A 22,735-nucleotide genomic window follows, 5' to 3' on the forward strand; every position below is an offset into this window, starting at 1 on the left:
GGACCGCCGAACAAGTACGTCCAGACCACGCCGGTCAAGCCGGGGTCCTGTGCCATCGCGACCCTCCACGCCGAGGTGCCCGGTCCCATCAAGCTGGTCGATCACGCGCTCTCGCGAGTCGCCCGCAAGGGCATGATGGCCGTTATCAACCGCGAAGGGTCGGCAAACCTCGACGTGTTCGAACCGGAGGCCTGACCGCTTCGCCGGAGTAACGCTGTGCACTGCCGCTTCGTGTTCTGATCGGTCACTCGATAGCCGGTATCGCTCGTAACCGCTGCCCCGTCCGCGGTCGCTCGCGCGCACGCGGTTTCAATGAGGGACTTTTTAATGGATGGGGGCATAGTCCGGTTCAAGATGTTCAACGCCATCGTGAGCGCAGACACGCTCCAGGCGACTCTCGACTCTGTGAGCGTGCTGGTGGACGAGTGCAAGATCCACCTCGAAGAAGACGGGCTGGAAATCCGGGCAGTCGACCCGGCAAACGTTGGAATGGTCGACCTGCGGCTCGACGCGGCGGCGTTCGAGTCCTACGAGACTGACGGTGGGCTCATCGGCGTCAACCTCTCCCGGCTCGAAGACATCGCCGGCATGGCCGACGCCGGCCAGCTCGTCCACCTCGATCTGGACGAGGAGACGCGGAAACTCCACATCTCTATCGACGGCCTCGAATACACCCTCGCGCTGATCGACCCCGACTCCATCCGGCAGGAGCCCGACCTCCCGGATCTGGATCTCTCGGCGAACATCGTCATCGAGGGGAAAGACATCGACCGGTCGGTCACCGCCGCGGACATGGTCAGCGACCATATCGCGCTGGGTGTCGACGCGACTGAGGAGCTGTTCTACGTCGACGCCGAGGGCGACACGGACGACGTCCACCTTGAACTCACCCGCGACGACCTCATCGATCTCACCCCCGGGGACGCCCACTCGCTGTTCTCGCTGGATTACCTGAAGAACATGAACAAGGCCATCCCGAAAGACGCTGAGGTTGAAATGGAACTTGGCGAGGAGTTCCCCGTCAAGATGCACTTCAGCTTCGCCGAGGGACAGGGCCGGGTCACCTACATGCTCGCGCCGCGTATCCAGAGCGAATAACGACGGATGGGGTCCGCGCCGCCGATCCCAGCCACTGACTGGCTGCCAGACGACTCCGAAACCGAGTCGTTCTCGCTCCCTGACGGACGGCGGCTGGCCTACGCTACCTACGGCGATGCCGACGGCTATCCGGTCCTTTTCTGTCACGGCACACCGGGGTCGCACGTCATCGCACGGCTGCTCGCCGAACCGGCCCGCCAACACGGCGTACACCTCATCGCCCCGGACCGTCCGGGTATCGGAAACTCGGAAGACGCTTCCGTCACGCTCGAAGACTGGCCGGACGACGCCGCATACCTTCTGTCCCATCTCGATATCGACGCGGCCGGTGCCGTCGGTTTCTCCGGCGGCGGTCCGTTCGCGCTGGCCTGCCACCGACTGCCGGAGATAGAGCGAATCGCGCTGCTGGGCAGCAGCGGCCCGCCGTCAGTCGGCGCAACAGGGCGCGTCCAACAGTTCGTCGGGGCACTGTCCCGACACGCTCCGTGGGCGCTCGGGCGAATCTTCCGGCTACAACGGTGGGTCGCTGTCCGCAGGGACCCGTCCTACGCTGTCGGGTTCGTTGCCGAGGAGATACCGGAGACTGACGCTCTGGCGGCCGACGAGGTGGCACGAATCGTCCGTGCGGATATGCTCACCGCGATGGCACGCGGTCCGAGCGGAATTATCCGTGAGCAGCGACTGCTCTCACAACCGTGGCCGTTTACCCTCGAAGACATTTCAGTGCCGGTTAGCGTGTTCCAGGGGCAAAGCGACGCCAACGTTGCCCCGTCGACGGGAACCGCCATCGCACAGCGGCTTCCAGACGCTTCGTTTGAAGCCGTCGACAGCGACCATCTCGGTACGTTGACAGCTGCCGGCAACGACGCATTGGCCGCCGTACAGCGTCGCACGCGCGTCTGACGTAGCGTTTTGTGGGTCGGGTACCAACGGGCCGGTATGGAGAACCTCGGGGACGCGTACAGCGAGCGGCGGTGGGAGGGCCGTGACCCCCGCCGCGTCGTTGCCGGCGCGACCCTGGGTGCTGTCGGCGCGCTAACGGTGGTCGTCGCGATACTGCTGGTGACGACGCCGCTGTCGGCAGTCGTCGGCGCAACTGAACCCCACGCCGCCGAGAAACTCGGCGGGACGCTGGGCGGCCTCGGCATCCCTGCGATGTTCCTGAGCGTCGTCGCCGTACTTCCGTCGAGCCGCCGGGAGCAGGGCGGTGTCGGCGTCGGCGCGTTCCTCTGTCTTGTCGGTGTGGGGCTGTTTCAAACGGCGTATCCCTACAACTGGACCGTCGGTGCGCAGACGCTGGCGTTCGAGACGACGATGGCGTACTTCATCGGGACGTGCGTGGCGTTCTGGTTCGTCTTCACGGCGATGGCGAGCTTCCGACGACGGAACAACCCACACGGCACGGTGAAACTCGAGATTTCACACAAAGGCGAAACCAAGACCGTCGAAGTGTCCCCCAAGGAATACAGGCGCTACACGCAGGCGGTTCGCGGCGACGGCGGCACGACCGACGAGGTTATTCAGGAACTGGAGTCACGAATCGAAGACTGAGCGTCCCTGAGCGCTACTCGGCGGCCGTCGTTTCGTTGCCGCGCTGGTTCGACTCCGGCGTCGAGTCGCGCTCAGTTTCATCGATCCCCGTTGTCTCACCGTCGGTCTCCTCGTCGTCGGTATCGGCGCTGTCCTCCTCCGCATCAGCAGCTTCGTCTTCCGCGCCGTCACCGCCGACTTCCTCCACCGCAACGTCCTTCCCGGCAACCCCGCTCTCCGAGATGACCGGCAGGAGGTTGTAGCCGCCGTTGCCTTTCTTGACGACGTTGATGTCGAAGACAAACTCAACCGATTCACCAGCAACGACTTCGAACGGCTTGGTGAGCTGGAGCTTCCCGCTGGGAATCTTCACGTCGACCGACTCACCGCCGACGACCCCGTCGACGGATTCGGCGTACAGTTCGATCTTGCTGTAGCGGCCCGCTTCGAGTTCACCGTCGAGGACGCCGATGGCTTTGTCCCCGACGACTTCAGTGAGGTCGACAGTTGCGCCGTCGAGGTCGCGAACCTCGAAGCCGCCGTCGGCTTCCTCGTTCTCTCCCTCGTCTTCGCCCTCAGCCGCGGTGTCGTCGTCCGCTGTCTCGGTCGGTTCGACCGTCTCCGTTCCAGTAGGCTCGGCCGTCTCCGTCTCAGTTACGTCGGCCGTGGCCGTTTCCGTCGATTCGGTTTCAGTCACGTCGTCGGTTTCGTCCGTCTCCTCGCTGTCTTTCGCGTGGAAGATGCGAGCCTTGGAGAACGATACGTCGAGCGAATCGAAGTCGCCGATAGCCGCGGGCTGGTCGCTGATCAGTAGCCGGAACGTCCCAACCGTTCCTCCGTCGTTCGTCATCGTGTCCTCGTCAGTGGAGCTGCCGTCACTGGTTTCGTCACCGCTGGTCCCGTCAGATTCGCCGGAATCGCTCGACCCAGAACAGCCGGCGAGGAGACCGACACTGACGCCAGCGCCTGTCGCGATGAACCGTCGCCGTCTCATTGGCTACATCCCGTGCTGTGGGTCGCCGTCGATACCGTCGTTGCTGTTGCGTACGTAGTCATTCCATGATGTGGGATGGTGTTAGCCCGTATATGCCCCGCGATAGATCAAACCGGTGTGCGCTTCGCTGAACGGAATGAACGGTCTGGCTGTATCTGAACGGTTTTACCCCCGTCGCTCCACGTCCTGATAATGGCAAACTCGAACGCGAAGGGCGACCGCCGCGAGCGCGAACTGGTCAACGCACTCGACGGGGCGGGCTTTGCGGTGATGCGCGCGCCGGCGAGCGGCAGCGCGACCGAGCGGGAACTGCCGGACGTGCTCTCGGGCGACGGCGAGACATTCTACGCTATCGAAGCGAAATCCAGCGCCGGCGACCCCATCTATCTCACCGGCGAGGAGGTCGAGGCACTGCTGTTTTTCGCCCGGAACTTCGGCGCGAAACCGCGTATCGGTGTCCGGTTCGACCGCGAGGACTGGTACTTCTTCCACCCGGCGGACCTCCACACGACCGACGGCGGCAACTATCGCGTCAAGAAGGAAAAAGCCCTCTCCGACGGAACGGACTTCGATGAGTTCGTCGGTAACTCCGAGAAGGTCACGCTGGATGAAGTGGGCGACGACGGCCCGGACCAGAGCGTACTGGACGTGCTGTCAGCCTTCGAACGCGGCGACCTCGACAGGGAGGAAGCCGCAGCGATGCTGGAGTAGCGGTTCGCAGGCGCTCGATTACTGGTTCTTACTGTCGACCAGTTCGGCGTCCTCGGCGCGACGGAGTCGCGACAGGGGAAAGGCGTATTCTCGCGGCTCAGTTGCGCTGACAGCATCCGAGAGATACGTCGCCAGCACCACGAGGTCGTCCGCCGGGTAGCCGTCGTTGGTGTCGTAGTCGGCGACCGTCTCGTCGGTCGCCTCGATGGTCCAGTCGGCGGCCGACGTGTCGGTGACAGCCGTAACGACGAGTCTGTCGTCCGTCTCGCGGTCCCGCACGATGTCGCCGGCTTCCAGTCGGCAGTGGCTACAGAGGTGGGGCGTCCGTGCGTCCGCTGCGGCGAAGGTAACGGTCCCACAGGCGTCACAGACCGCCCGTTCCTTGCCGGGCGGTGCGACCCGCCGCGCGGTGATTTCGATGGCGACGCGCCGGAGGTGTTTGCAGCGCTCGCCGCGGATGCGGTTGTCGGGACAGGAGCAGGTGTGCTGTGCGATGTCGACGAGATACGTGCTGTCGCTCTCCGTCGTCACGGCGTACGTACTGCCCGCTCGTGGGCGAACGGCCATGCGCTCGGTCCAGGCGCGGGCGGCCCGGTCCGGGAGGGAACGGAGGTCCGGTGCAAGTGCGGTACTCTGCCGGTCGGCTGTTGGCTCGATGAGCGTCATAGATGCGGACGCGGCTGTATTTTCCAATGCGTCCAGTTGAAACGTAGGTGCTACACGATCCTAAATGGCTCGGCCAGCGGGCTCCAACGCTTCGATACCCTTTTTGCCGGCCCTGTGAAATCGCAGAGCATGGATATCGAGCGGGAGACGCTCCTGCAAATCGTCATCTCGGCGGTCGCCGTCGTGCTGTTCGTCGGCGCGACTGTTACAGCCTCACAGATGTATCTGAGTGGGTCAACCGTAGAGGCAACGGGCGGCTACGCACTCATCGGCGCAATCGGGCTGTTCGTCGTGTTTATGACGGCTGCCGGCCTCTGGCTTGAACGCCAGCAGTTCTAGGCGTCAGCCTCTTCATCGCCCTCGTCCTCGCGCCAGTCGACCAGTTCCTCCTCGTCGGTATCGTCTAACTTCTGCTCGTAGTAGCCCATCGGGTGAGAAATCGTCTCACAGAGGTCGTCCATGTTGACACAGTCGCCGTAGGACTGCATGGTCGAACACGCCGGCGTCGAGTACTCCGTCGGGCTGGTATCCCCGCGGATATGGTCGACCTGATAGCGGGTGGCTTCCTCGCCGAAACCGGGATTGACCTGGAACAGGTCGACGATCTCGTCCGTCGTCATCCCGATGCCGACGAGGAAGGTCGCGATGGCGAACCGGGAGTGGTGTTCGAGGTGCTCACCCTTCTGGACTTGGTCGAGGAGGGACTTCATGCAGGGCGGGAACAGTTCCGGGACGACAGTGTCGATCTCGCGGGTAAGTTCCAGTTCCGAGAGCACTTCCTCTAAGCGGTCGACCTCCTCAGTCAGTTCGTCGGCGATAGCGTCGGGGACGGTGAACGGCAGGCCGTCGGTGACCCGGTGACGGATCGCCTGCTTCAACAGGACGTTCAGTTCCTCGGCGGTGACCCTGACCTCGCCGTCGGCCAGTGGCCGATTGACCAGCCGCCAGGAATCGCCCCGCTGGTCGGCCGCCAAGTCGAGATACGCACCGACCTCGACGCGGTAGCCATCGCCAGTGTCTCTGACAGCGCTCGCGAGGTCGAACTCCGCGAGCAGTTCCGTGCGGTCAAGCGTCTCGCGCTGGGTCGATTTCAGCTCCGTCGTCGTTTCGAACTCCTCGGTGAACCGGTCGTATGCTGCCTCGGCCTCCGCCTGCGCGTACTTCCGGGTACAGATGTGTACGTCGACGAGCGACACCAGTACGCGGGCGACCGGGTACGACAGCAGTTCGACGCGGGTCCGTCGGTGTGGCTCCCCAACAGTCCCGTCCGTGATTGCTGACTCGACCCGCTCCAGCGCGCGCGCCGTGACCGTCTCGTCCGTGGCGACGATTTCGCCCAAGTCCACCGCCGCGGCTTCGACGGCCTCCCGCGACCGCGCCAGAAAGGGGTAGCGTGCGTGGAGCGGTTCCATTGCCACCACCTTTCGGATGGGAGCGAATAAAATTGCCGTCACCGGGACGGTCGGTGTCGGATTCCCGACAGCGAAGGTAGAGTGTGGGGCTATACATATAGAGGTGGCCCGGTGGCGAGTGAATACAGCTAGTAGATAGACGGATGCACGCCACACGCTATTGCTGAAGTGTGGTAAGGACGCGCGGGTCGGCGACGGCACCCGGTCCGGTCGGGCAACTGGGCCGGTGCGGTCATTCGCGACGAGGTAACTGCCAAACGACACACGGAACACACCGATGACGGACGAGCACGACACCAATTCACAAGAGGGCATCAGAGCGACGTTCGAAGAGTACGACGTCGGCGTGGATACGGTCGCCCACATCGGCGACCCCGAGAACCAGTCTGCGTGGATTCAGTCGACAGTCTTCGTCGACGTAACCGAGTAGGACCAGTCGACGGTCGGCGACACCAACGAGGCCAGCGGTTTTGCGTCTGTATGGCGGAAGTACCCTCCACCCAGTCAGTCGGTCGCGGTTGGCAACCCGTTTACCGGGAGATGGAAACCAGTGTTTTGCGCCGCCGCTCAGAGGGAGCGCTGTACCGTTTCCGTAGCGCTCCGGACCACAGTCTCGGACGGGACATCGTCGGTTACGGTGGTTCCGGCCCCGACGACGGCGTTTTCGCCGACCGTGACGCCCGGAAGGACGACCGCACCAGCGCCGACGAAAGCCCCGTTCTCGATGACAATCTCGTCGAACGTGTCGTTCTGGAACTCCATGCCCGTCTCGGAGAGGTCGTGGGTTACGCCGACGATAGAGGCGTTGGGCCCGATCTGGACGGACTCGCCGACCGTTGCGTTCTCGACGTAGACGTTTGCGTTGATATCAGTCGGCCCGTGGATGGTCGCCTTCTTGATCGAGGCCCCCTCGTAAATCTGGACGCCGTCCTCTATCTCGGCGTCGTGGATCGTTACGTATTCTCGAATCTCGACGGTTCCCAGCGTCGCATTCTCGAGCTTCGCGGTCTCGTGGACAGCCATACTCGGACGTCAGCGCCGACGGTAATTATCGTGGTGTCGAAAGCTGGTGTTTGAATCCTGAGTCGATTCAAGAAGGTTACCAGCACGGTTATCACGTGGCAGTCTCGTCGACGTTGTAGTCTGGAGACCGCTCGCTCCGCTCGAACCACTCTGTGTCCTCCACGGGTCGCTTCGCTCCCCGTTCCGGTGCGAGATTCTTCGCTCCGCTCAGAATCTCGCTACTGCTCGCGGTTCCCTTCGGTCACCGCTGCGCGTCTGGCGGGCCGCTTCCTGCGGTCGCGCCCCGCCCTACGTCCCGTGCTGCCAGGAATCCATGTACTCGGCCTGCGTATCGGTCAGCGAATCGAATTCGACGCCCTCGGCGTCGAGTTTGATCTCCGCGACCTCCTTGTCGAGTCGGTCCGGAACAGCGTGGACACCGGCCTCGTAGTCGTCGCCGTTCTCGACTAATTCACGGACACAGACGGCCTGCACGCCAAAGCTCTGGTCCATCACCTCGACGGGGTGGCCCAGTGCGATGGGCGTCGCGAGGTTGACCAGACGGCCCTCGGCCAGCACGTTCAGGCGGCGGCCGTCGGCCATCTCGTAGGTCTGGACGCCGTCGCGGGCCTCGTACGTGTCGACGGCGAGGTCCGACAGCGCGTCGAGGTCGACCTCCACGTCGAAGTGGCCGGCGTTGGCGAGCAGGACGCCGTCCTGCATCGCCTCGAAGTGCTCCTCGACGATGACATCGCGGTTGCCGGTCGTCGTGATGAACACGTCGCCCTCGGCGGCGGCTTCGGCCATCGGCTTGACCTCGTACCCTTCCATGTGCGCTTCGAGCGCGCGGCGGGGCTCGACTTCGGTGATGATCACGTCGGCGTTCTGGCCGCTGGCTTTCTTCGCGACACCTTTGCCGCAGTCACCGTACCCGGAGACGACGACGGTCTTGCCGGCCCACGAGAGGTTCGTCGTCATCGCAATCGAGGCCAGCGATGATTCGCCGGTGCCGTGGACGTTGTCGAACAGGCGCTTCATCGGCGTGTCGTTGACCGCGAACACGGGGTAGTCGAGTTCGCCGTCATCGTCCATTGCACGCAGTCGGTGGACGCCGGTCGTCGTCTCCTCTGCCCCACCGACGATGGTGTCGATGAGTTCCGGGTAGTCCTCGTGGATGGCCGCGACGAGGTCCATCCCGTCGTCGACAGTGATGGTCGGCTTGTGGCCGATGACAGCCTCGATAGCCGCGTAGTACTCCTCGTCGTCGACGCCGCGCTCGGCGTAGGAAGTGACGCCGTCGACGGCGTCGAGTGCAGCACTCACGTCGTCGTGTGTCGAGAGCGGGTTACAGCCGGTGATGGCGACTTCCGCGCCGCCGACCGCGAGGATTTCCGCGAGGACAGCGGTCTTGGCTTCGACGTGCATCGCCATACCGATTCGTTCGCCAGCGAAGGGCTGGTCGGCCTCGAACTGCTCGCGGAGCGCGCCGCAGATGGGCATATGCTGGATGGCCCAGTCCATCTTTCGGCGGCCGGAGTCGCGAGCCTCGTCGAGGTCGTCAAGTCGCTCGGAAATAGGCGTCGTCATGCCACGATAGAGGAAGAGAGTTCCTAAAACGCTACCGAAGCCGCTCAGTTACCGCGGTCGTCCGGCGGGCCGGCGTCGTCCGGACGGCCGCGGTCGCCGTCGTCACCGTCGTCGCTCTCATCGTCATTGTCAGTATCGTCATCGTCGTCCTCGTCTTGCTCTTCCGTCTCGTCTCCCTCCACCGCATCGTCGGTCTCGTCTTCCGGTTCCTCGGTTTCGTTCTCGTCGTCTTCAGTCTCGTTCTCCGCGTCGTTGTCATCGCGGTCTTCGGGCGGTCCAGCGTCCTCCGGCGGACCACGACGGTCGTCGTCCGTTTCGTTGTCGTCGTCAGTCTCGTTCTCGGTCTCGTCATCATTGCGGTCCGGACCGCGATCCTCGGGTGGACCGCGACGGTCGTCCGTCTCGTTTTCAGTCTCGTTCTCGTCGTCACCGAAGATGTCCGTCGGCGGACCCTGTCGTTCGCTGGGGTGGGTCTCGTTGTCCTCGGGCTCGTTCTCACCAGTGACGTGTGCGGGCGGGCCGGCGTGGTCCGGCGCGTTGCCGGGGTTGTTCGCGGTCACGAAGCTGGCGACAGCCGGGCCGATACCGCCGGTCCGGTTCTCGTCGCTCAACAGGTCGCTCACGTAGGCCGATACTTCGAGTCCGAAGGTGTCGAACTCGGTCATGTTGGTGGCGTTCGTCGGCGCGACGGTCAGGTCCGCCGTCGTCGTCGCAGTGTGATTGTCGGCCGTCGCCGTCACGTCGACCGTCACGTTCTGCTCGGGGGCGGGCAGTCCAACCGTCCCATCGCTGTCGGTGGTGTAGTTGCCGGTTCCGGCGTAGGAGGTGTTGTCAGCCGTCGCCACAGCAACTGAGGCGTTCTCGACGCCCGTCTCGTTCTGTGTGACCGATACCGTCGCGCTGCCGTCGTCAGACTGTGCGACACCGACCGCGAGGGTGTTCCCCGCGCCAGTGTTGCCGGCCGAGTCCGCAGCGGCCGCCAGACCCGGACCGACGGCCAACAGGGCCAGTCCGACAGCGGCGTACAGTGCAAAGAGTTTGGTGCGCATCGTAGCCGATATGTTCGCCGAGAGAGCGATAAACACCCCCTCCCGTTCATCCCGTTCAGGCCGTTTGCGCGGTCAAAAATACCGTCTAAGAGGTGATTATACCGTTTAAAATTCTCTCTCAGCGTTTATTCCGTCTGTTCAGTCGCCGGCTCGTTCGACCAGCGCGGCCGCGTGATCGCTGGCTCGTTCGCGGACGGCCTGCTCGTCGAACACCTCGACAGTGCGGTCCCGCATGAGTACCTCGCCGTCACAGACCGTATGGCGCACATCGCTCCCGTGGACGGCGTAGGCCAGGTGCGAGACGAGGTCGTGGGCCGGCGTCAGGTGTGGGGCGTCGAGGTCGATGACAGCCAGATCGGCGTTCGCGCCGGTTTCGATGCGGCCACTGTCGAAACCAAGCAGGGCCGCGCCGTTTGCGGTCGCCATTTCGACGACAGTGCTGGCGTCGACCGCGCTGGCGTCATCAGCCGCGAGCTTGCCGATCATTGCCGCGTCGCGCATCTCGTCGAACATATCGAGGTCGTTGTTCGAGGCCGCGCCGTCGGTTCCGATACCCACTGTGACGCCGGCATCCAGCAGGTCCTGCACCGGTGCCATCCCGCTGGCGAGTTTCATGTTCGAGGCCGGGCAGTGAGCGACGCCGGTGCCCGTCTCGGCCAGCAGGTCGATTTCGCTGTCGTCGACATGGACGCCGTGGGCCACGTACGTGTCGCCGTCCAGCAGGCTGATGTCGTCGGCGTAGGCGAGCGGCCGCTGTCCGTGGTCGTCGACGATTGGCGTCACCTCGTCGCGTGTCTCGTTGGCGTGCAGGTGGATCGAAAGGTCGTCCTCGAGGGCTTGCGGGACGAACTCGCGAAGGTACGCCTCCCCGACGGTCGTCAGCGAATGCGGCTGGAACGTCGTCTGAATCCGGCCACCAGCCGCACCGTCGAGTCTCCGAGCTACATCGAGGCTCTCCTGAAGGTCAGACCGCGCGGCCTCGTCGTCCTTGCCGACGGTAACTGCAGTAAAGCCCAGCACTGCTCGCATCCCAGCCTGATCGACTGCGTCCGCGATTTCCTCGACCTCGAAGTACATATCCGACAGTGCTGTCGTCCCCGACCGGATCATCTCGACCAGTCCGAGTTCTGCTCCGGCGCGGATGTCTTCGGCAGTCAGTTCCGCCTCGACGGGCCAGACGTCCTCTTGTAGCCAGGCGTCGAGGGGCTTGTCGTCCGCGAGGCCGCGCAGCAGCGTCATGGCGACGTGCGTGTGGGCGTTGACCAGACCGGGGATGACCAAGCCGTCGCTGGCGTCGAGTTCGTCGTCACCGTCTAGCGTGCCCGGTTCGTCGACGGCCACGATGTCGCCGCTGTCCTGTGAGACCAGTACGTCCGCACGCTCGACGGTCATGTCCGGCCGGAGGACCTGCCCGCCGGTGACGAGAAGTTCGCTCATGGCGGTGGCTTCGCAACCGCGGGCCTTAGTTCGCTGGGTCCACGCCGTCGTTGTGTGGCGTGTTGCCACGTCTATGGCCCGATGTCGCAGTGACAGCAGTGCCTGTTCCGCAGGGGTCTTTCGGCTCCGGCGCGTTCGGTCGTCAAGAGCATGGCGACGGCAGAGCGCATCCGACAGCGGGTCAACGCCATGCGGCACGGAAGCCCAGGCCGGATGCTGCTTGCCGTTGCTGCCGGCTGGTTCCTCGTTCTCGGGATGCGGTTTGTCATCCCTGCGGTGTTGCCGACGATACGCGAGGAGGTCGTCATCTCGAACGCAGAGGCCGGGCTCGCAGTCACGGTACTCTGGCTCACGTACGCGGCGGTGCAGTTTCCGGCCGGGGTGCTGATCGACCGAATCGGGGAGCGGACACTACTGGTAGCCGCAGCGTTGCTGTCGGGCGTCGGGCTGCTGGGCTACTTCTTCGCGCCGGTGTTCTCGCTGTTCCTCATCGCAACGGGCGCGTTCGGGTTCGGGACGGGGGTGTACGGCCCGACCCGCGGGACCGCCCTCTCGCGGACGTTCGATGCCCGCGAGGGGACCGCCTTCGGTGTCGTAATGGCGGCCGGTTCTCTCGGCGCGGCCGCACTACCCGCCATCGCGGCGTTCGTCACCACACGGTACGGCTGGCGGCTGGCGCTCGCCAGTGCCGCCCCGCTGTTCATGCTTGTCGCCGGCGCGCTCTGGCTCTCGGTCTCGGACCGGCCGACCGGCGAGTCCGAACGGAGCCTCCGGCAGGACCTCCGAACAGTCCTCACCGGTTTTCGCAACCGCCGGCTCGTGCTGTCGGTCTCGGGCAAGACACTGATGTTATTCGCCTTCCAGGCCGTGACGGCGTTTCTCACCACGTATCTGGTCACGGTCCGGGGCCTCTCACAGGGGACCGCCGGTGCGCTTCTCTCGGTACTGTTCGTCGGTGGCGCGCTCTCACAGACAGTCACCGGCCGGCTGGCCGACCGATACGGAACGCCAAGTGTTCTGACCGCTGTCGCGCTCGTCAGTACCGTTCCACTCGTGCTCATTCCGTCCGTCCGCGGCGTCGTGCCGCTGGCCATCGTCTCCGGCGTCATCGGTGTTCGGATGAGCGTCGGCCCGCTGGCAAACGCCTACATCGTCGACACACTTCCTGACACCGCCGAAGGCACCGGCTGGGGCCTGCTCCGGACCGGCTTCTTCGCGATCAGTTCGCTGGGCTCGACGGCCGTCGGCCTGCTCGCCGACCGGAACCTGTTTGCCGTCGCGTTCTACGGTCTCGCTGGCCTGACGCTGCTGGCTGCGGCTACCTTCGTTGTCCTCCCACGCCGGAACCGCCTGTGACGGTTCCGCCCACAGGCTCCGGCCAGCCTGAGGGGAAAGACAGTTGCCCCGCGGCCTGCCAGTAGGCGTATGCGAATCGCCGTCCCCAACAAGGGCCGCCTGCACGAACCAAGTGAGGAACTGCTCGAACGGGCCGGCCTCCATCTAGTCGACGGGGCCGACCGCCAACTGCACGCCGACACCGTCGACCCGGACGTGACCGTGCTGTACGCCCGCGCCGCCGATATCCCCGAGTACGTCGCGGACGGCGCTGCCGACGTAGGTATCACCGGCCTCGACCAGGTTCGAGAGTCCGACACCGACGACCTCGTCGAACTCCGGGACCTCGATTTCGGGCGCTGTCGGCTCGTGCTCGCCGCACCGGAAGAGAGCAATATCGAGACCGTCTACGACTTCGAGGGCGGCCGCATCGCCACGGAGTTCCCCAAAATCACTCGCCGGTACTTCGACCGGGTCGACGTTGACGTCGACGTGACCGAGGTGTCCGGTGCAACGGAACTGACCCCGCACGTCGACATCGCCGACGGCATCGTCGACATCACCTCGACCGGGACCACGCTCCGGATGAACCGGCTGGCCGTCGTCGACGAGGTGCTCGAAAGCTCCGTCCGCCTGTTCGCCCGCGAGGACACCGCCGACGACGAGAAGGTCCAGCAGGTCGACACCGCGCTCGGCTCCGTCCTCGCCGCGGAAGACAAACGCTATCTGATGATGAACGCCCCCGAAGACGCCCTCGACGACGTGGAAGACGTGCTTCCGGGGATGGGTGGCCCCACCGTGATGGACATCGCCGGCTCCGACCAGCTCGCCGTTCACGCCGTCGTCGATGAGCGCGCCGTCTTCGAGACGATTAGCTCGCTCAAGGACGTGGGTGCGAGCGACATTCTCGTCACAGAGATAGAGCGGCTGGTTGAATAGTACCTTTTTACGTCACCCCCTCTCCTCGTGCGCTCGTAGAGCGCGCTGTGGGGAGCGGGTTCGCAAAAATCTACGCTAAAAACGACCTCCGAGTCGCGGCCTGCGGCCGCGCTCGGAGTGAAACCGCGCCTCCGGCGCGGTATGCCAGTCGCGTCCGTCCCGCACCGCAAACGGCCAGGGCGTTCGTCACCACCACTCTCGCTTCGTTCCCGGATCGGCAAGTCAGAAGAACATGAAGATGTTGTTCAGCGCGAACCCGAGCACCGCCGCAAACGCCAGATGTAGCGCCACGAGCGGGGCCGTCGAACGGGTCGACAGCCGATAGGAGAGGCTGATGGCGATCCCGTCGGCGACGAGAGTGAGCAACAGGACGACAGCGACGCCGAGGTCGGCCGAGACGACGCCGGATTCGACGCCCCAGCGCTGGAGGATGAGCGAGACGATTGCCGGCGCAAGGGCCGCCTTTGCGGCGAGTTGGCTCGGCACGTCGCCGATAAAGAACGTCGCAGCCAGGTGGAGCGTCAGAGCGTAAAAGAGCCAGGTGACAAGGACGGTCACGAGGACCGCAAGGATACCACCGCCGGTGAGGCTGGAGAACCCGGACTGGAGCATACTCGGGGTTCGGCGGCCGCTCGCTTGTGCGTTTTGTTCCCGGCCGCGACCGGCACGCTCATAGCCGCTCGCCCACACCGCTCGGGCGTGTACGTCCTCGAACTCGGCGGGCAGGACGACGCGTTCGCGCGGCGGGAAGCCGCAAGCGCCGCAAGCGCCGTTGACGTGCTCGCCCCCGGACTGGCGACGGCACGAGGTATCAGCGACCGCGTTCGCCACCTCGCGTTTACCCACCGGGCCTGTGACCTGATCGGAACCTCGGACCCGGACATCGAAAGCGCCGCCGAGTTGCTCTCGGCCGCGACCATCGACCGCGAGGGGAGCGTCGCCGTGCGTGCGGTCGACGTGCGAGCGAGCACTGGTATCGACACCCAACAGGCCGAACGGATGCTGGGCGGCGTGCTCACCGACCGTGGCTTTCCCGTCGACCTCGACGACCCCGACCACGTCCTCTACGCCTATCTCTCGGACCCCGACGGCGACGAGGAGGGCGGGACCGGTGAGGCCTGCTGTGCGCTGGGCTGGCTCGCCGCCGAGAGCGTGCGGGACTTCGGGGGCCGCCAGCCGACCGAGCGCCCGTTCTTCCAGCCCGGCAGTATGGACCCGCTCGAAGCCCGCGCGCTGGTCAATATCGCCGGAGCCGGCCCGGACGCAACAATACTGGACCCGATGTGTGGCACCGGTGGCCTTCTGCTGGAAGCGGGGCTGATCGGGGCCGACGTGGTCGGCGGCGACGCGCAGACGAAGATGGTCCACGGTACGCGCGAGAACCTCCAGTACGCCCTCGACGGCGACGGCCACCCCAACAGGGACGCCTATCCCGAACCGGGTGAGTGGGGGGTGTTCCGGTCCGACGCGTCCGCACTGCCGGTGGCCGACGACGCTGTCGACGCCGCCGTCTTCGACGCCCCCTACGGCCGCCAGTCCCGTATCGAAGGGGAACTGGCCCCGCTCGTATCCGGCGCGCTCGGGGAAGCGAACCGCGTCGCAGGGCGGTGCGTCCTCGTCGCCGACCGCGACTGGCGCGAGGCCGCGACCGGTGCGGGCTGGGCCGTCACCGACTACTTCCGTCGGCGAGTCCATCGCTCACTTGTCAGGCACGTCCACGTCCTTGAGTGACCATACGTCCACTTTCTCTGAACAGGTGTTGTCTTTTATTTCGGTATGAGCAAAGTTTATGCCGTGACAAATGCTAATTAGTCTCAAGTATGCCAACGTGGTCAGACCCCGCCCCCTGTGACGACGATGAACAGCTGTTCGAATGTCCGGACTGCGGGAAGCGCCTCTGTAGCGAACGCTCGACGGTTACCTGTGATCGCTGTGAGACGGAGATGCAGAACCTCAGCGTCCCACGACCGGAATAAAACTCGTCCGCGTTTTTTCCTCGGCTAGCTCGACACGAGCGCAATCGCTCGCTCGGCGTCACCGTCCATCCGCTCCAGCAGGTCTCGGACCCGGTCCCGGGCTGTGTCGTCGCAGTCAGCCAGCACCATCCCCTCATCCGGCTGGCCGTACACCACACTGGCCCCTGCGGGCGCGGCGAGCACTGCGGGGAGCGTGGCGAGGTCCTCCTCGCCGTCAACATCCAGAAGCGTCGTCTCGTCACTGTCGATACCATCCCTGAGCGCAGTAAGCAGTTCAGCGGTGAGCGTCGCGGCTGGGTTGTCGACCGAGCGCGTCCGGTCGAAGCCGTCGATTGCCGCTGTCACGTCCGCGTCGACGGCCGAGCGCTTGGTCCGCTCGTCGACCAGTGCGAGGTCCGGGACGCGGCCGCCCTCGATGAGGTGGTACGTGACCATGTCGCCGACGGCGATGATCGGGTCACCGGCGTCGGCCAGCAGCGCCGCTGTATCAGTATAAATCCGTCCGAGCGGCTCTTTCAGTTCCGTTCGCAGGCCGCTCGGGAGTTCGAGGACGACGTCGGACACGTTAGCGGACTTTCAGCGCGTATTTGCCCGGCTCGGTCACTTCCATCTCTTTAGCGATGTCGGAGCGCTCCGGGTGGGCGATGACGACGTAGCCGGCCCAGTCCTCGGTCAAGGCGGTGCCGCCGCAGGCCTCACACTGGCTTTCGATCTCCGCGCCCTGGACGCGGTGACAGTCGCGGCAGACGAGTCGGTCCGCCATCAGCTATCACCGGCTTCCGCCGTGCCTTCGCGGCGCTCGCGCTCCTCCTGGAGCCAGCCGTGCTTGCCCAGCCCGACCTGCTTCGCCGTCAGGCCGATCTTGGAGTCCCGTGGGTTGCGCTCGTCGATGCTCTTGGTGACAATGCGCGCCCGGACGGCGTCACCGACGGTGAGCGTCCGATTGGACTCCCGAGAGGCGAGCTGCTGGTTCTCCTCGTCGTAGGCCAGATACTCGTCGGAGATCTGGGAGACGTGGAGCAGGCCGTCGACCGGCCCAATGCCGATGAAGGCCCCGAAGTTGACGACCTCGACGACCTCCCCGTCGACCACTTCCTGCATCTGCGGGTCGAACGTGAGCGCGTCGAACTCGGCCTCGTAGTAGACGCCGGGCTTGTTCGGCAGCACGGCACCGGTACCGATGTCGTGGACCTCGATGACGGAGACGACGCTGCCGACGTCCTCGTCCATTCGTCCTTCGAGCTTCTCTTGCAGGAGCCGTTTGACCAGCCCCGGACTGACCTCCGCCAGAAAGCGTGGCGGGACTTCGACCGTATCGCGTAGGCGTACCCGTTTATACATGTGTTATGGTTGAGTGATACCCAGTTTGTTCCGGCCCCTTAAACTAATTACTGGAACGCCCGCGTCCAGCAGGCGTCGTTTGAGGGGGTTGTCGTTCGTGACCGCGTGTGTCGCTTCGTCTGCCTGTGCCAGTTCGAGGACGGCGTCGTCCGCGTAGTCCGCCGCCGTTTCGCGAACCGTACAGCGGTCGAGCAGGTCCTGTCCGACCGAGGCGGCGGTCGCTTCCGCGCCGGCGCCATCGGCCAGTTTCGCCAGTTCGTCGCGGACGGCGGCGGGCGCGACGTACTCCGTTGCGTCGACGATCCGTTCGAGTTCCTCGAACAGCCGCACGTTGCATTCGACCGGCATCATCAGCGCGTTCGTGTCCAGCACGATCATCACCGCAGCGTGCCGACGCCGATGAGCCGCCACCGAGCGCCGACACGGCGGTTGATGGCGATCTTCGAGCCCGAGGCCGCACAGACCGGGCGCTTGAGTGCGACTTCGCATTCGTCGTCGCGCGCGCTGGTGACCGAACCGACCGTGGTGGCGGTGCCGATAGTCAGCATGAGCGGCTCGCCGGTCGAGATCTCGTCGACCTCGCCGCCGTCGTCGCCGACAATGCGTTCCAGCAGGTCCACGTCCATCGTGAACTTCTCGTGGACCGGCGGGAGGCTACCGGGCGGCCCGGCGACCTGTCCGGCGAGCGCGTCGCCTTTCGTGATCGCGGGGTCAAGTCCGGTCCCGACGCCGAGCAGGCCGCCCGGCGTGACTGTGTCCACGAAGTCGCCGCCGGACTGGAGCGAGCGGACCGTCGTCGTCACGGGCTGCCACTCCGTCTTGCCGCCTTCCTCGACCTCGCGGCCGGGGCGGAGTTCGATCTCGTCGTCAACGTCCAGTTGGCCGCCAACGAGCGAGCCGCCGAGCACGCCGCCCATCAGGTCGTCCCAGGTCGTGCCGGGACGGTTGATGTCGAACGAGCGTGCGACCATCATGCGGGCGTCCTCGTCCGGGTCCCGTTCCGGCGTCGGAATCTCGGACTGGACAGCCTCGATGAGCAGGTCGATGTTGGCCTCCTGACCTGCGCTGATGGGGACAACCGGTGCGCCTTCGGCGACGGTGCCCTCAACGAACTCCTGAATCTGTTCGTAGTTCTGCATCGCCCGCTCCTCGTCGACGAGGTCGACCTTGTTCTGGGCGATGACGATGTTGTCGATGCCGATGATATCGAGCGCGCTCAGGTGCTCCTCGGTCTGGGCCTGCGGGACGGGCTCGGTCGCCGAGATGACGAGAACGGCCCCGTCCATGATGGCCGCGCCGGACAGCATCGTGGCCATCAGCGTCTCGTGACCGGGTGCGTCCACGAACGACACCGTCCGGAGGTGGTCGGTGTCGACGTCGTGATCGTCGCAGTGCTCGTCGACGGTAAAGGCCTCCGGCTCCTCGGCCTCCGGGCAGCGACGGAACGTCGCGTCGGCGTAGCCGAGTCGGATAGAGATACCGCGCTTCATCTCCTCGGAGTGCTGGTCGGTCCATTCGCCGGACAGCGCCTGTACGAGCGTCGTCTTTCCGTGGTCGACGTGCCCGACGAGTCCGATGTTCACCTCCGGTTGTTTGTTCGATGTCATTTCGAGAGTAATCTTGGTGGAGTTTCGCCGCGTGCAACTGATAAACCTACTGTTTGCGCCCCGCCGACCCCCGTTCAATCGCCGATCTGGTCCCTGCTGGCGGCGGCACGGTCACCGTATTGCTCGGAATCAACCTCAGCACAGTGACGCAACCCCGTCGCTGAGCGCGGGCCGCAGACGATGCGAGATACAGACGCTGAGGGGATCGTGGCCCGTTCCTGTCGGTACTGTTACGTAACTGTGTTTCTGTGAACGCTTTTGTTTATGCGGAGACAGATTCATGTACGATGCGAGTCGATGAGTCCCCCGAAACTGATGCCGACATCGATCCGGCGACAGCGTTCTCGGTCATCGCGAGCGAGACGCGCCTGGACATCTTGGAGGCGCTGTGGCGCGCAGACGACCGACCAGTTCGCTTCTCGGAGCTATTCGACGCCGTAGAACTGGCCGACAGCGGACAGTTTAACTATCACCTTCAGGAACTCACCGGCCAGTTCGTCAGCCAGGGAACGGACGGGTACGATCTCCGGCACGCCGGGGCGCAGGTCATCCGCGCAGTGCGGGCAGGGACGTTCACGCGGACGCCCGACATCGACCCGTTCCCGGTGACCGGGGCCTGCACACGATGTGGCGGCGGTCTACTGGCAGAGTACGCCGACGAACAGTTTGCCATCGACTGCGAGGACTGCGGGAAGGCCCACGGCGAGTACCCGTTCCCGCCGGGCGGTCTGGTGGACCGGACGCCAGCGGAAGTTGCGACGGCCTTCGCCGAACGGGTGCGACACCTCCACTGTCTGGCCGCCGACGGCGTCTGCCCCGACTGCGCCGGCCGGATGGGAACGGAAATCTCCCGCGATGGCGACTGCTGTCTCGACGTGTCGGTCCGCGCCGAGTTCGTCTGCGAACGGTGTCGCCACGAACTCTGTTCGCCTGTCGGGCTGACGCTACTCGATAACTCCCGCGTCGCAGCGTTCTACGACGACCACGGCGTCGATCTGTCAAGTCGACCCTACTGGACGCTGCCCTGGTGTGTCGACGACCAGTACACCAGCGTCGAGGCCACCGACCCGTGGCGGCTCGCGGTCCGGATTCCGCTGGCCGAGGCGGAACTGACCGCCTATCTGGACGGCGACCTCCAGCCGGTCGAGTTCGAGCGACAGGCCTGCGGGCGCTGAGTCGGGCTATCGGTACTGCGGCGGCGAACTGTTTTCCCACTGACCGAAATCGTCTTCAGGAGAGTCTCGGTCCGCGTCTGTTACAGAAATGTCATTCAGATTATACTTATCGGGGTTCGGGACCATCTATTCATTGCAATGTACCAACCCGCACCCTACGCCGACCCAGAACTGTACAGGCCGACGTATCCACCGCTGACCGTTCGGTCCCTCCTCGGCGTTCTGACTGTCTACCTTGGCTTGCTGACGCTACTCTCGCAGAGTCTGGTCCTCGCACTGGCGGCGCTGACCTGTTTCTTTGTCGCTACCCGGTAACCGGGCGCGGGGCTTTTGCCCGTCCCAGCCTTGCCTCCGGTCGTGCGGGAGTTCGACTTCGAACTGTCACTGTGTGCCCATCTTGAGCGCGAGGGTCGGCTGGTGAGCCGCCAACTCGGCGGCGCTGTCTACGGCCGGCGCGTCCTCGACACCGTCATTGTCGAACCGGGACCCGAGTTCGACGAGCGGGCGGCCATCACTCCCGAACGGCTGCCGGCGGCGGCCATCGAAAGCAGCGTCGGTCCGGGCCGCGCGCGGTACTGGAAGGACGTTTTCGACTGTCACCCTGACCGCGCCGAGCGGGCCGTCGAACTGGCGGTCGAGCGGGGCTTCTTCGAGCGCGAACGTCGCGGGGGCCGGACGTACGTCCGCCAGACGACGCGGTACCCAGACTGGGTCGGCGAAATCGTTGCCATCGAGAACAAGCCGGATCTGGACCGGCCCGGCGACTTAGAATCACAGTTGCGGACCGACGTGTCGCTCGCGCTCGCCGACCGCGTCGTGCTGGCGACGGCCTCCTACGTCACTGGGGCGCACCTCAACCGGATTCCAGAGGAAGTCGGCGTCTGGCGGTTCGACGCCGACAGCGGAACGATAGACGTCCGTCGGGAGGCGACACCGCTGCCGACAGACGATGCCGGCGTCGAACTCCTCGAAGAGCGACCGGTCCGGGCGGACGTGCGAATAGTCAACCCTTCGGAGAAGGCCCGCGCACGCCGGCGACTGGCCGAGCGAGCGTACGGCAAGGGATGGCGGAGTTTCGACTACCCGGCGTGTGAACGCTGTGCACCCGACAGCGACGGGATTCCGTACTGTCAGTGGAAGGACCGTGCTGTCCGCGAGAGCGACGACTGCGGCCCGGACTGCGGGGGCTATGATGAGGACGATCCGCCGACCGTTGACGGCGAGTCGCTCCGGGCCGAGCGGACGCCGTGGCGGGCGGACCCCGACGGGCGCAGGCGTCGCCAGTCAGGACTGGATCGGTTTGAATAGGTCGCGAGAAGTCGGCTACCGGTCGTCGCCTGAAGGCGCGTCATCGGGCGGGACGCCGCCGTCGCCGGCTGTCGGACGGCCGTGCTGTTCGTAGTTGTCTTCGGTCACCGCCGGCGCTTCGGTGGCGACCTGCGCCGCGTGTTTCGTTCTGGCCTGATAGTTCGCCGCGGCTGCAATACCGACACAGGTGACCAGTCCCACCACCAGCACCCAGTCGATACTGCCCGCGATGCCCTGCTGGACGGCGATTGCGAGGACGCCGCCAACCAGCGACAGCCCACCGACCTCCGCGATGCCGCGCCTGTCCATACAACGGCATTAGCCGCCATTACCTATAAGGTACGGCCTGTTTCACGGCGCCGAACGTAGCGTCAGAGTGTGAACCGCTCGCCGTCGAGTCCGATGTCATCAGCGAAGGCCCGGTCCGCCGGGACGTAGTGTGCGGTGTGGACGATACGATAGTCGTCGGCCTCGATGTCGGTGGCGAAGTCCCGCGCGCCGGCCAGAGTCATGTGTTTCGTCCCGAAGGTCCGCGGGACGCCGTCCTCGTCGTGGTGCGTGCCGCCTTTGGGGTGGTACTCGCAGGCCTCCGGGTGGACGATGCCCTCGACGAGCGCGAGGTCGGCCCCGGTCAGGACGGCTTTCGACCGGTCGGGCACGTCGTAGCAGGTGTCCCCGGAGACCGACAGCACCGCGCCGGTCGCCGGTTCCTCGATTCGCAGGCCGTAGCACAGAAGCGGCGGGTGCGTGACCGGGACGAGCGTCACTTCGAAGCCGGCGACGGTGAACGGCTCGAACGGCGTCTGTGCGTGGACCGACACCGTGTCGAGATAATCATACCGGCTCCGGACGCCCTCGGCGACGCTCTCGCCGGTCACCGGGTCAGTCTCGTCGGCGGCGTGGACCGGCAGTTCGTCGAACAGGCGGTAGGCGTTGCCGAGGCCGTCGAGGTGGTCGAAGTGGACGTGCGTGACGATAGCCGCGTCCGGCAGCGGGACCGACTCGCGGAGAAACTGGTGGCGGAAGTCCGGACTCAGGTCGATCAGGAGCGACTCGCCGGTGTCGTCGTTGCGCAGCGCCACCGAAAAGCGCGACCGCTCGACGCCGTCGGCTGGATCGATGCCGCGCTCGCGAGCATGGGCCCGGAGTTCCTCGTCGGGGTTGCGCGCCCGTTCGCACGTGTCACAGTCGCACTGGACAGTCGGCGTCCCCGTCGTGTCGCCGGTCCCAAGCAGCGTGACCTCCATTACTGTCCCTTCAGGCGGCGACTCGCCTAAGCCCCTCGCTTTCGTTACTGGGTGTCGGCCAGGTCCGCCAGGTCGACGCCCTGTCGCTCCATCGTCGCCGCCAGCAGGGACCGGGCGCGCTCGTCGGAAAGGTCGTCGAACAGGCAGTCGAGAAACCCTTCGAGCAGCGCCGGTCGGATGCGTAGGTCGACGTATTCGACCTGTTTCTCCGCGATAACCACGTCTACGTCCCACTCGCCTTCGTCGGGGTCAGTCATGCGAACGTCGACCCACGACTCGGCGGGGTCGTCTGTCTCGGTGAATACGTCGTCGTCAGCCATG

Annotated in this window: 29 protein-coding genes and 1 pseudogene; 14 read left to right on the forward strand and 16 right to left on the reverse strand. The window is 65.2% G+C overall.

Annotated features, from left to right (window positions below; all coding sequences use genetic code 11):
* From C444_RS00530 to C444_RS00545, 4 genes and pseudogenes are all read left to right on the forward strand, one after another.
* Window positions 1-195, forward strand: a pseudogene (locus tag C444_RS00530) (copper-containing nitrite reductase); the annotation flags it as partial.
* A gap of 159 nt (window positions 196-354) precedes the next feature.
* A complete protein-coding gene (locus C444_RS00535; protein WP_004516027.1) occupies window positions 355-1,098 on the forward strand; it encodes a DNA polymerase sliding clamp in 744 nt (247 codons plus the stop codon).
* 6 nt (window positions 1,099-1,104) lie between these two features.
* A complete protein-coding gene (locus tag C444_RS00540; protein ID WP_004590123.1) occupies window positions 1,105-2,001 on the forward strand; it encodes an alpha/beta fold hydrolase in 897 nt (298 codons plus the stop codon).
* Between the two features lie 36 nt (window positions 2,002-2,037).
* Entirely contained in the window at window positions 2,038-2,649 is a 612-nt protein-coding gene (locus C444_RS00545; protein ID WP_004590128.1) for a DUF7139 domain-containing protein, read from the forward strand.
* Between the two features lie 13 nt (window positions 2,650-2,662).
* Here the strand turns inward: C444_RS00545 and C444_RS00550 are convergent, their stop codons facing one another.
* Complete coding sequence (locus tag C444_RS00550; RefSeq protein WP_004590130.1) at window positions 2,663-3,622, reverse strand: DUF4382 domain-containing protein; 960 nt, start codon at window positions 3,620-3,622, stop codon at window positions 2,663-2,665.
* Window positions 3,623-3,814: 192 nt separating this feature from the next.
* Between C444_RS00550 and hjc the strand changes: the two genes are divergently transcribed.
* Complete coding sequence (hjc, locus tag C444_RS00555) at window positions 3,815-4,333, forward strand: Holliday junction resolvase Hjc (protein WP_004590132.1); 519 nt, start codon at window positions 3,815-3,817, stop codon at window positions 4,331-4,333.
* Window positions 4,334-4,351: 18 nt separating this feature from the next.
* Here hjc and C444_RS00560 read toward each other — a convergent pair whose 3' ends face one another.
* Complete coding sequence (locus C444_RS00560) at window positions 4,352-4,999, reverse strand: SWIM zinc finger family protein (protein WP_004590134.1); 648 nt, start codon at window positions 4,997-4,999, stop codon at window positions 4,352-4,354.
* Window positions 5,000-5,128: 129 nt separating this feature from the next.
* On the opposite strand from C444_RS00560, the gene C444_RS00565 reads away from it, so the two are divergent.
* Window positions 5,129-5,338: a DUF7472 family protein gene (locus C444_RS00565; RefSeq protein WP_004590143.1), complete on the forward strand. Its 210-nt coding sequence runs from the start codon at window positions 5,129-5,131 to the stop codon at window positions 5,336-5,338.
* Here the strand turns inward: C444_RS00565 and priL are convergent.
* A complete protein-coding gene (gene priL / locus C444_RS00570) occupies window positions 5,335-6,411 on the reverse strand; it encodes a DNA primase regulatory subunit PriL (protein ID WP_004590144.1) in 1,077 nt (358 codons plus the stop codon). The genes C444_RS00565 and priL overlap by 4 nt on opposite strands.
* A gap of 277 nt (window positions 6,412-6,688) precedes the next feature.
* Between priL and C444_RS22120 the strand changes: the two genes are divergently transcribed.
* The gene (locus C444_RS22120) at window positions 6,689-6,841 is read left to right on the forward strand and encodes a hypothetical protein (protein ID WP_004590146.1); all 153 of its coding nucleotides are present in this window, start codon (window positions 6,689-6,691) and stop codon (window positions 6,839-6,841) included.
* Window positions 6,842-6,978: 137 nt separating this feature from the next.
* Here the strand turns inward: C444_RS22120 and C444_RS00575 are convergent, their stop codons facing one another.
* From C444_RS00575 to C444_RS00590, 4 genes are all read right to left on the reverse strand, one after another.
* Complete coding sequence (locus C444_RS00575) at window positions 6,979-7,434, reverse strand: acyltransferase (RefSeq protein WP_004590148.1); 456 nt, start codon at window positions 7,432-7,434, stop codon at window positions 6,979-6,981.
* A 288-nt stretch (window positions 7,435-7,722) separates the two neighbouring features.
* Window positions 7,723-9,000, reverse strand: a complete 1,278-nt coding sequence (locus C444_RS00580; RefSeq protein WP_004590150.1) for an adenosylhomocysteinase — start codon at window positions 8,998-9,000, stop codon at window positions 7,723-7,725.
* Between the two features lie 44 nt (window positions 9,001-9,044).
* Window positions 9,045-10,049 (reverse strand): hypothetical protein, encoded by a 1,005-nt coding sequence (locus C444_RS00585; RefSeq protein ID WP_004590151.1) that lies wholly within the window; start codon window positions 10,047-10,049, stop codon window positions 9,045-9,047.
* Between the two features lie 138 nt (window positions 10,050-10,187).
* Window positions 10,188-11,486, reverse strand: coding sequence for an amidohydrolase (locus C444_RS00590; RefSeq protein ID WP_004590154.1), 1,299 nt, complete (start codon window positions 11,484-11,486; stop codon window positions 10,188-10,190).
* 213 nt (window positions 11,487-11,699) lie between these two features.
* On the opposite strand from C444_RS00590, the gene C444_RS00595 reads away from it, so the two are divergent.
* Window positions 11,700-12,842 carry an MFS transporter gene (locus tag C444_RS00595; protein ID WP_049909000.1) on the forward strand — a complete coding sequence of 381 codons (1,143 nt, stop codon included), beginning with the start codon at window positions 11,700-11,702 and terminating at the stop codon, window positions 12,840-12,842.
* Between the two features lie 69 nt (window positions 12,843-12,911).
* On the forward strand, window positions 12,912-13,760 hold the full coding sequence (gene hisG, locus C444_RS00600; protein WP_004590157.1) for an ATP phosphoribosyltransferase: 849 nt from the start codon (window positions 12,912-12,914) through the stop codon (window positions 13,758-13,760).
* A 222-nt stretch (window positions 13,761-13,982) separates the two neighbouring features.
* Here the strand turns inward: hisG and C444_RS00605 are convergent, their stop codons facing one another.
* Complete coding sequence (locus C444_RS00605) at window positions 13,983-14,372, reverse strand: DUF7473 family protein (protein ID WP_004590159.1); 390 nt, start codon at window positions 14,370-14,372, stop codon at window positions 13,983-13,985.
* Between the two features lie 87 nt (window positions 14,373-14,459).
* On the opposite strand from C444_RS00605, the gene C444_RS00610 reads away from it, so the two are divergent.
* Together C444_RS00610 and C444_RS21650 are read left to right on the forward strand one after the other, a co-directional pair.
* Window positions 14,460-15,491 carry an RNA methyltransferase gene (locus C444_RS00610; protein ID WP_049909001.1) on the forward strand — a complete coding sequence of 344 codons (1,032 nt, stop codon included), beginning with the start codon at window positions 14,460-14,462 and terminating at the stop codon, window positions 15,489-15,491.
* Window positions 15,492-15,580: 89 nt separating this feature from the next.
* Complete coding sequence (locus C444_RS21650; RefSeq protein ID WP_004590163.1) at window positions 15,581-15,736, forward strand: rubrerythrin-like domain-containing protein; 156 nt, start codon at window positions 15,581-15,583, stop codon at window positions 15,734-15,736.
* Between the two features lie 24 nt (window positions 15,737-15,760).
* Here the strand turns inward: C444_RS21650 and C444_RS00615 are convergent, their stop codons facing one another.
* Genes C444_RS00615 through C444_RS00635 form a run of 5 tightly spaced genes read right to left on the reverse strand, consistent with a single transcriptional unit; the run spans window position 15,761 to window position 18,684 of the window.
* Window positions 15,761-16,300, reverse strand: coding sequence for a GTP-dependent dephospho-CoA kinase family protein (locus C444_RS00615; protein ID WP_004590165.1), 540 nt, complete (start codon window positions 16,298-16,300; stop codon window positions 15,761-15,763).
* Window position 16,301: 1 nt separating this feature from the next.
* Window positions 16,302-16,499 (reverse strand): transcription elongation factor subunit Spt4, encoded by a 198-nt coding sequence (spt4, locus tag C444_RS00620; RefSeq protein ID WP_004590167.1) that lies wholly within the window; start codon window positions 16,497-16,499, stop codon window positions 16,302-16,304.
* Window positions 16,499-17,077, reverse strand: coding sequence for a DNA-directed RNA polymerase (locus C444_RS00625; RefSeq protein WP_004516007.1), 579 nt, complete (start codon window positions 17,075-17,077; stop codon window positions 16,499-16,501). The genes spt4 and C444_RS00625 overlap by 1 nt, the downstream gene beginning before the upstream one ends.
* A gap of 3 nt (window positions 17,078-17,080) precedes the next feature.
* Window positions 17,081-17,455 (reverse strand): hypothetical protein, encoded by a 375-nt coding sequence (locus C444_RS00630; protein ID WP_004590169.1) that lies wholly within the window; start codon window positions 17,453-17,455, stop codon window positions 17,081-17,083.
* Entirely contained in the window at window positions 17,455-18,684 is a 1,230-nt protein-coding gene (locus C444_RS00635; protein ID WP_004590170.1) for a translation initiation factor IF-2 subunit gamma, read from the reverse strand. Before C444_RS00635 ends, C444_RS00630 begins: the two co-directional genes overlap by 1 nt.
* A 287-nt stretch (window positions 18,685-18,971) precedes the next feature.
* Between C444_RS00635 and C444_RS00640 the strand changes: the two genes are divergently transcribed.
* From C444_RS00640 to C444_RS00645, 3 genes are all read left to right on the forward strand, one after another.
* Entirely contained in the window at window positions 18,972-19,859 is an 888-nt protein-coding gene (locus C444_RS00640; protein WP_004590171.1) for a DUF7351 domain-containing protein, read from the forward strand.
* 138 nt (window positions 19,860-19,997) lie between these two features.
* The gene (locus C444_RS22125) at window positions 19,998-20,174 is read left to right on the forward strand and encodes a hypothetical protein (RefSeq protein ID WP_004590172.1); all 177 of its coding nucleotides are present in this window, start codon (window positions 19,998-20,000) and stop codon (window positions 20,172-20,174) included.
* A 42-nt stretch (window positions 20,175-20,216) separates the two neighbouring features.
* Window positions 20,217-21,167: a DUF5787 family protein gene (locus C444_RS00645; RefSeq protein WP_004590173.1), complete on the forward strand. Its 951-nt coding sequence runs from the start codon at window positions 20,217-20,219 to the stop codon at window positions 21,165-21,167.
* A 15-nt stretch (window positions 21,168-21,182) separates the two neighbouring features.
* Here C444_RS00645 and C444_RS00650 read toward each other — a convergent pair whose 3' ends face one another.
* The 3 genes from C444_RS00650 to C444_RS00660 form a co-directional block, all read right to left on the reverse strand.
* Window positions 21,183-21,476 carry a hypothetical protein gene (locus C444_RS00650; RefSeq protein WP_004590174.1) on the reverse strand — a complete coding sequence of 98 codons (294 nt, stop codon included), beginning with the start codon at window positions 21,474-21,476 and terminating at the stop codon, window positions 21,183-21,185.
* Between the two features lie 62 nt (window positions 21,477-21,538).
* Window positions 21,539-22,414: an MBL fold metallo-hydrolase gene (locus tag C444_RS00655; RefSeq protein WP_004590176.1), complete on the reverse strand. Its 876-nt coding sequence runs from the start codon at window positions 22,412-22,414 to the stop codon at window positions 21,539-21,541.
* Window positions 22,415-22,458: 44 nt separating this feature from the next.
* Window positions 22,459-22,734 carry a hypothetical protein gene (locus C444_RS00660; protein ID WP_004590178.1) on the reverse strand — a complete coding sequence of 92 codons (276 nt, stop codon included), beginning with the start codon at window positions 22,732-22,734 and terminating at the stop codon, window positions 22,459-22,461.
* Window position 22,735 lies beyond the last annotated feature (1 nt).

The sequence above is a fragment of the Haloarcula japonica DSM 6131 genome (assembly GCF_000336635.1).
GTDB lineage: Archaea > Halobacteriota > Halobacteria > Halobacteriales > Haloarculaceae > Haloarcula > Haloarcula japonica.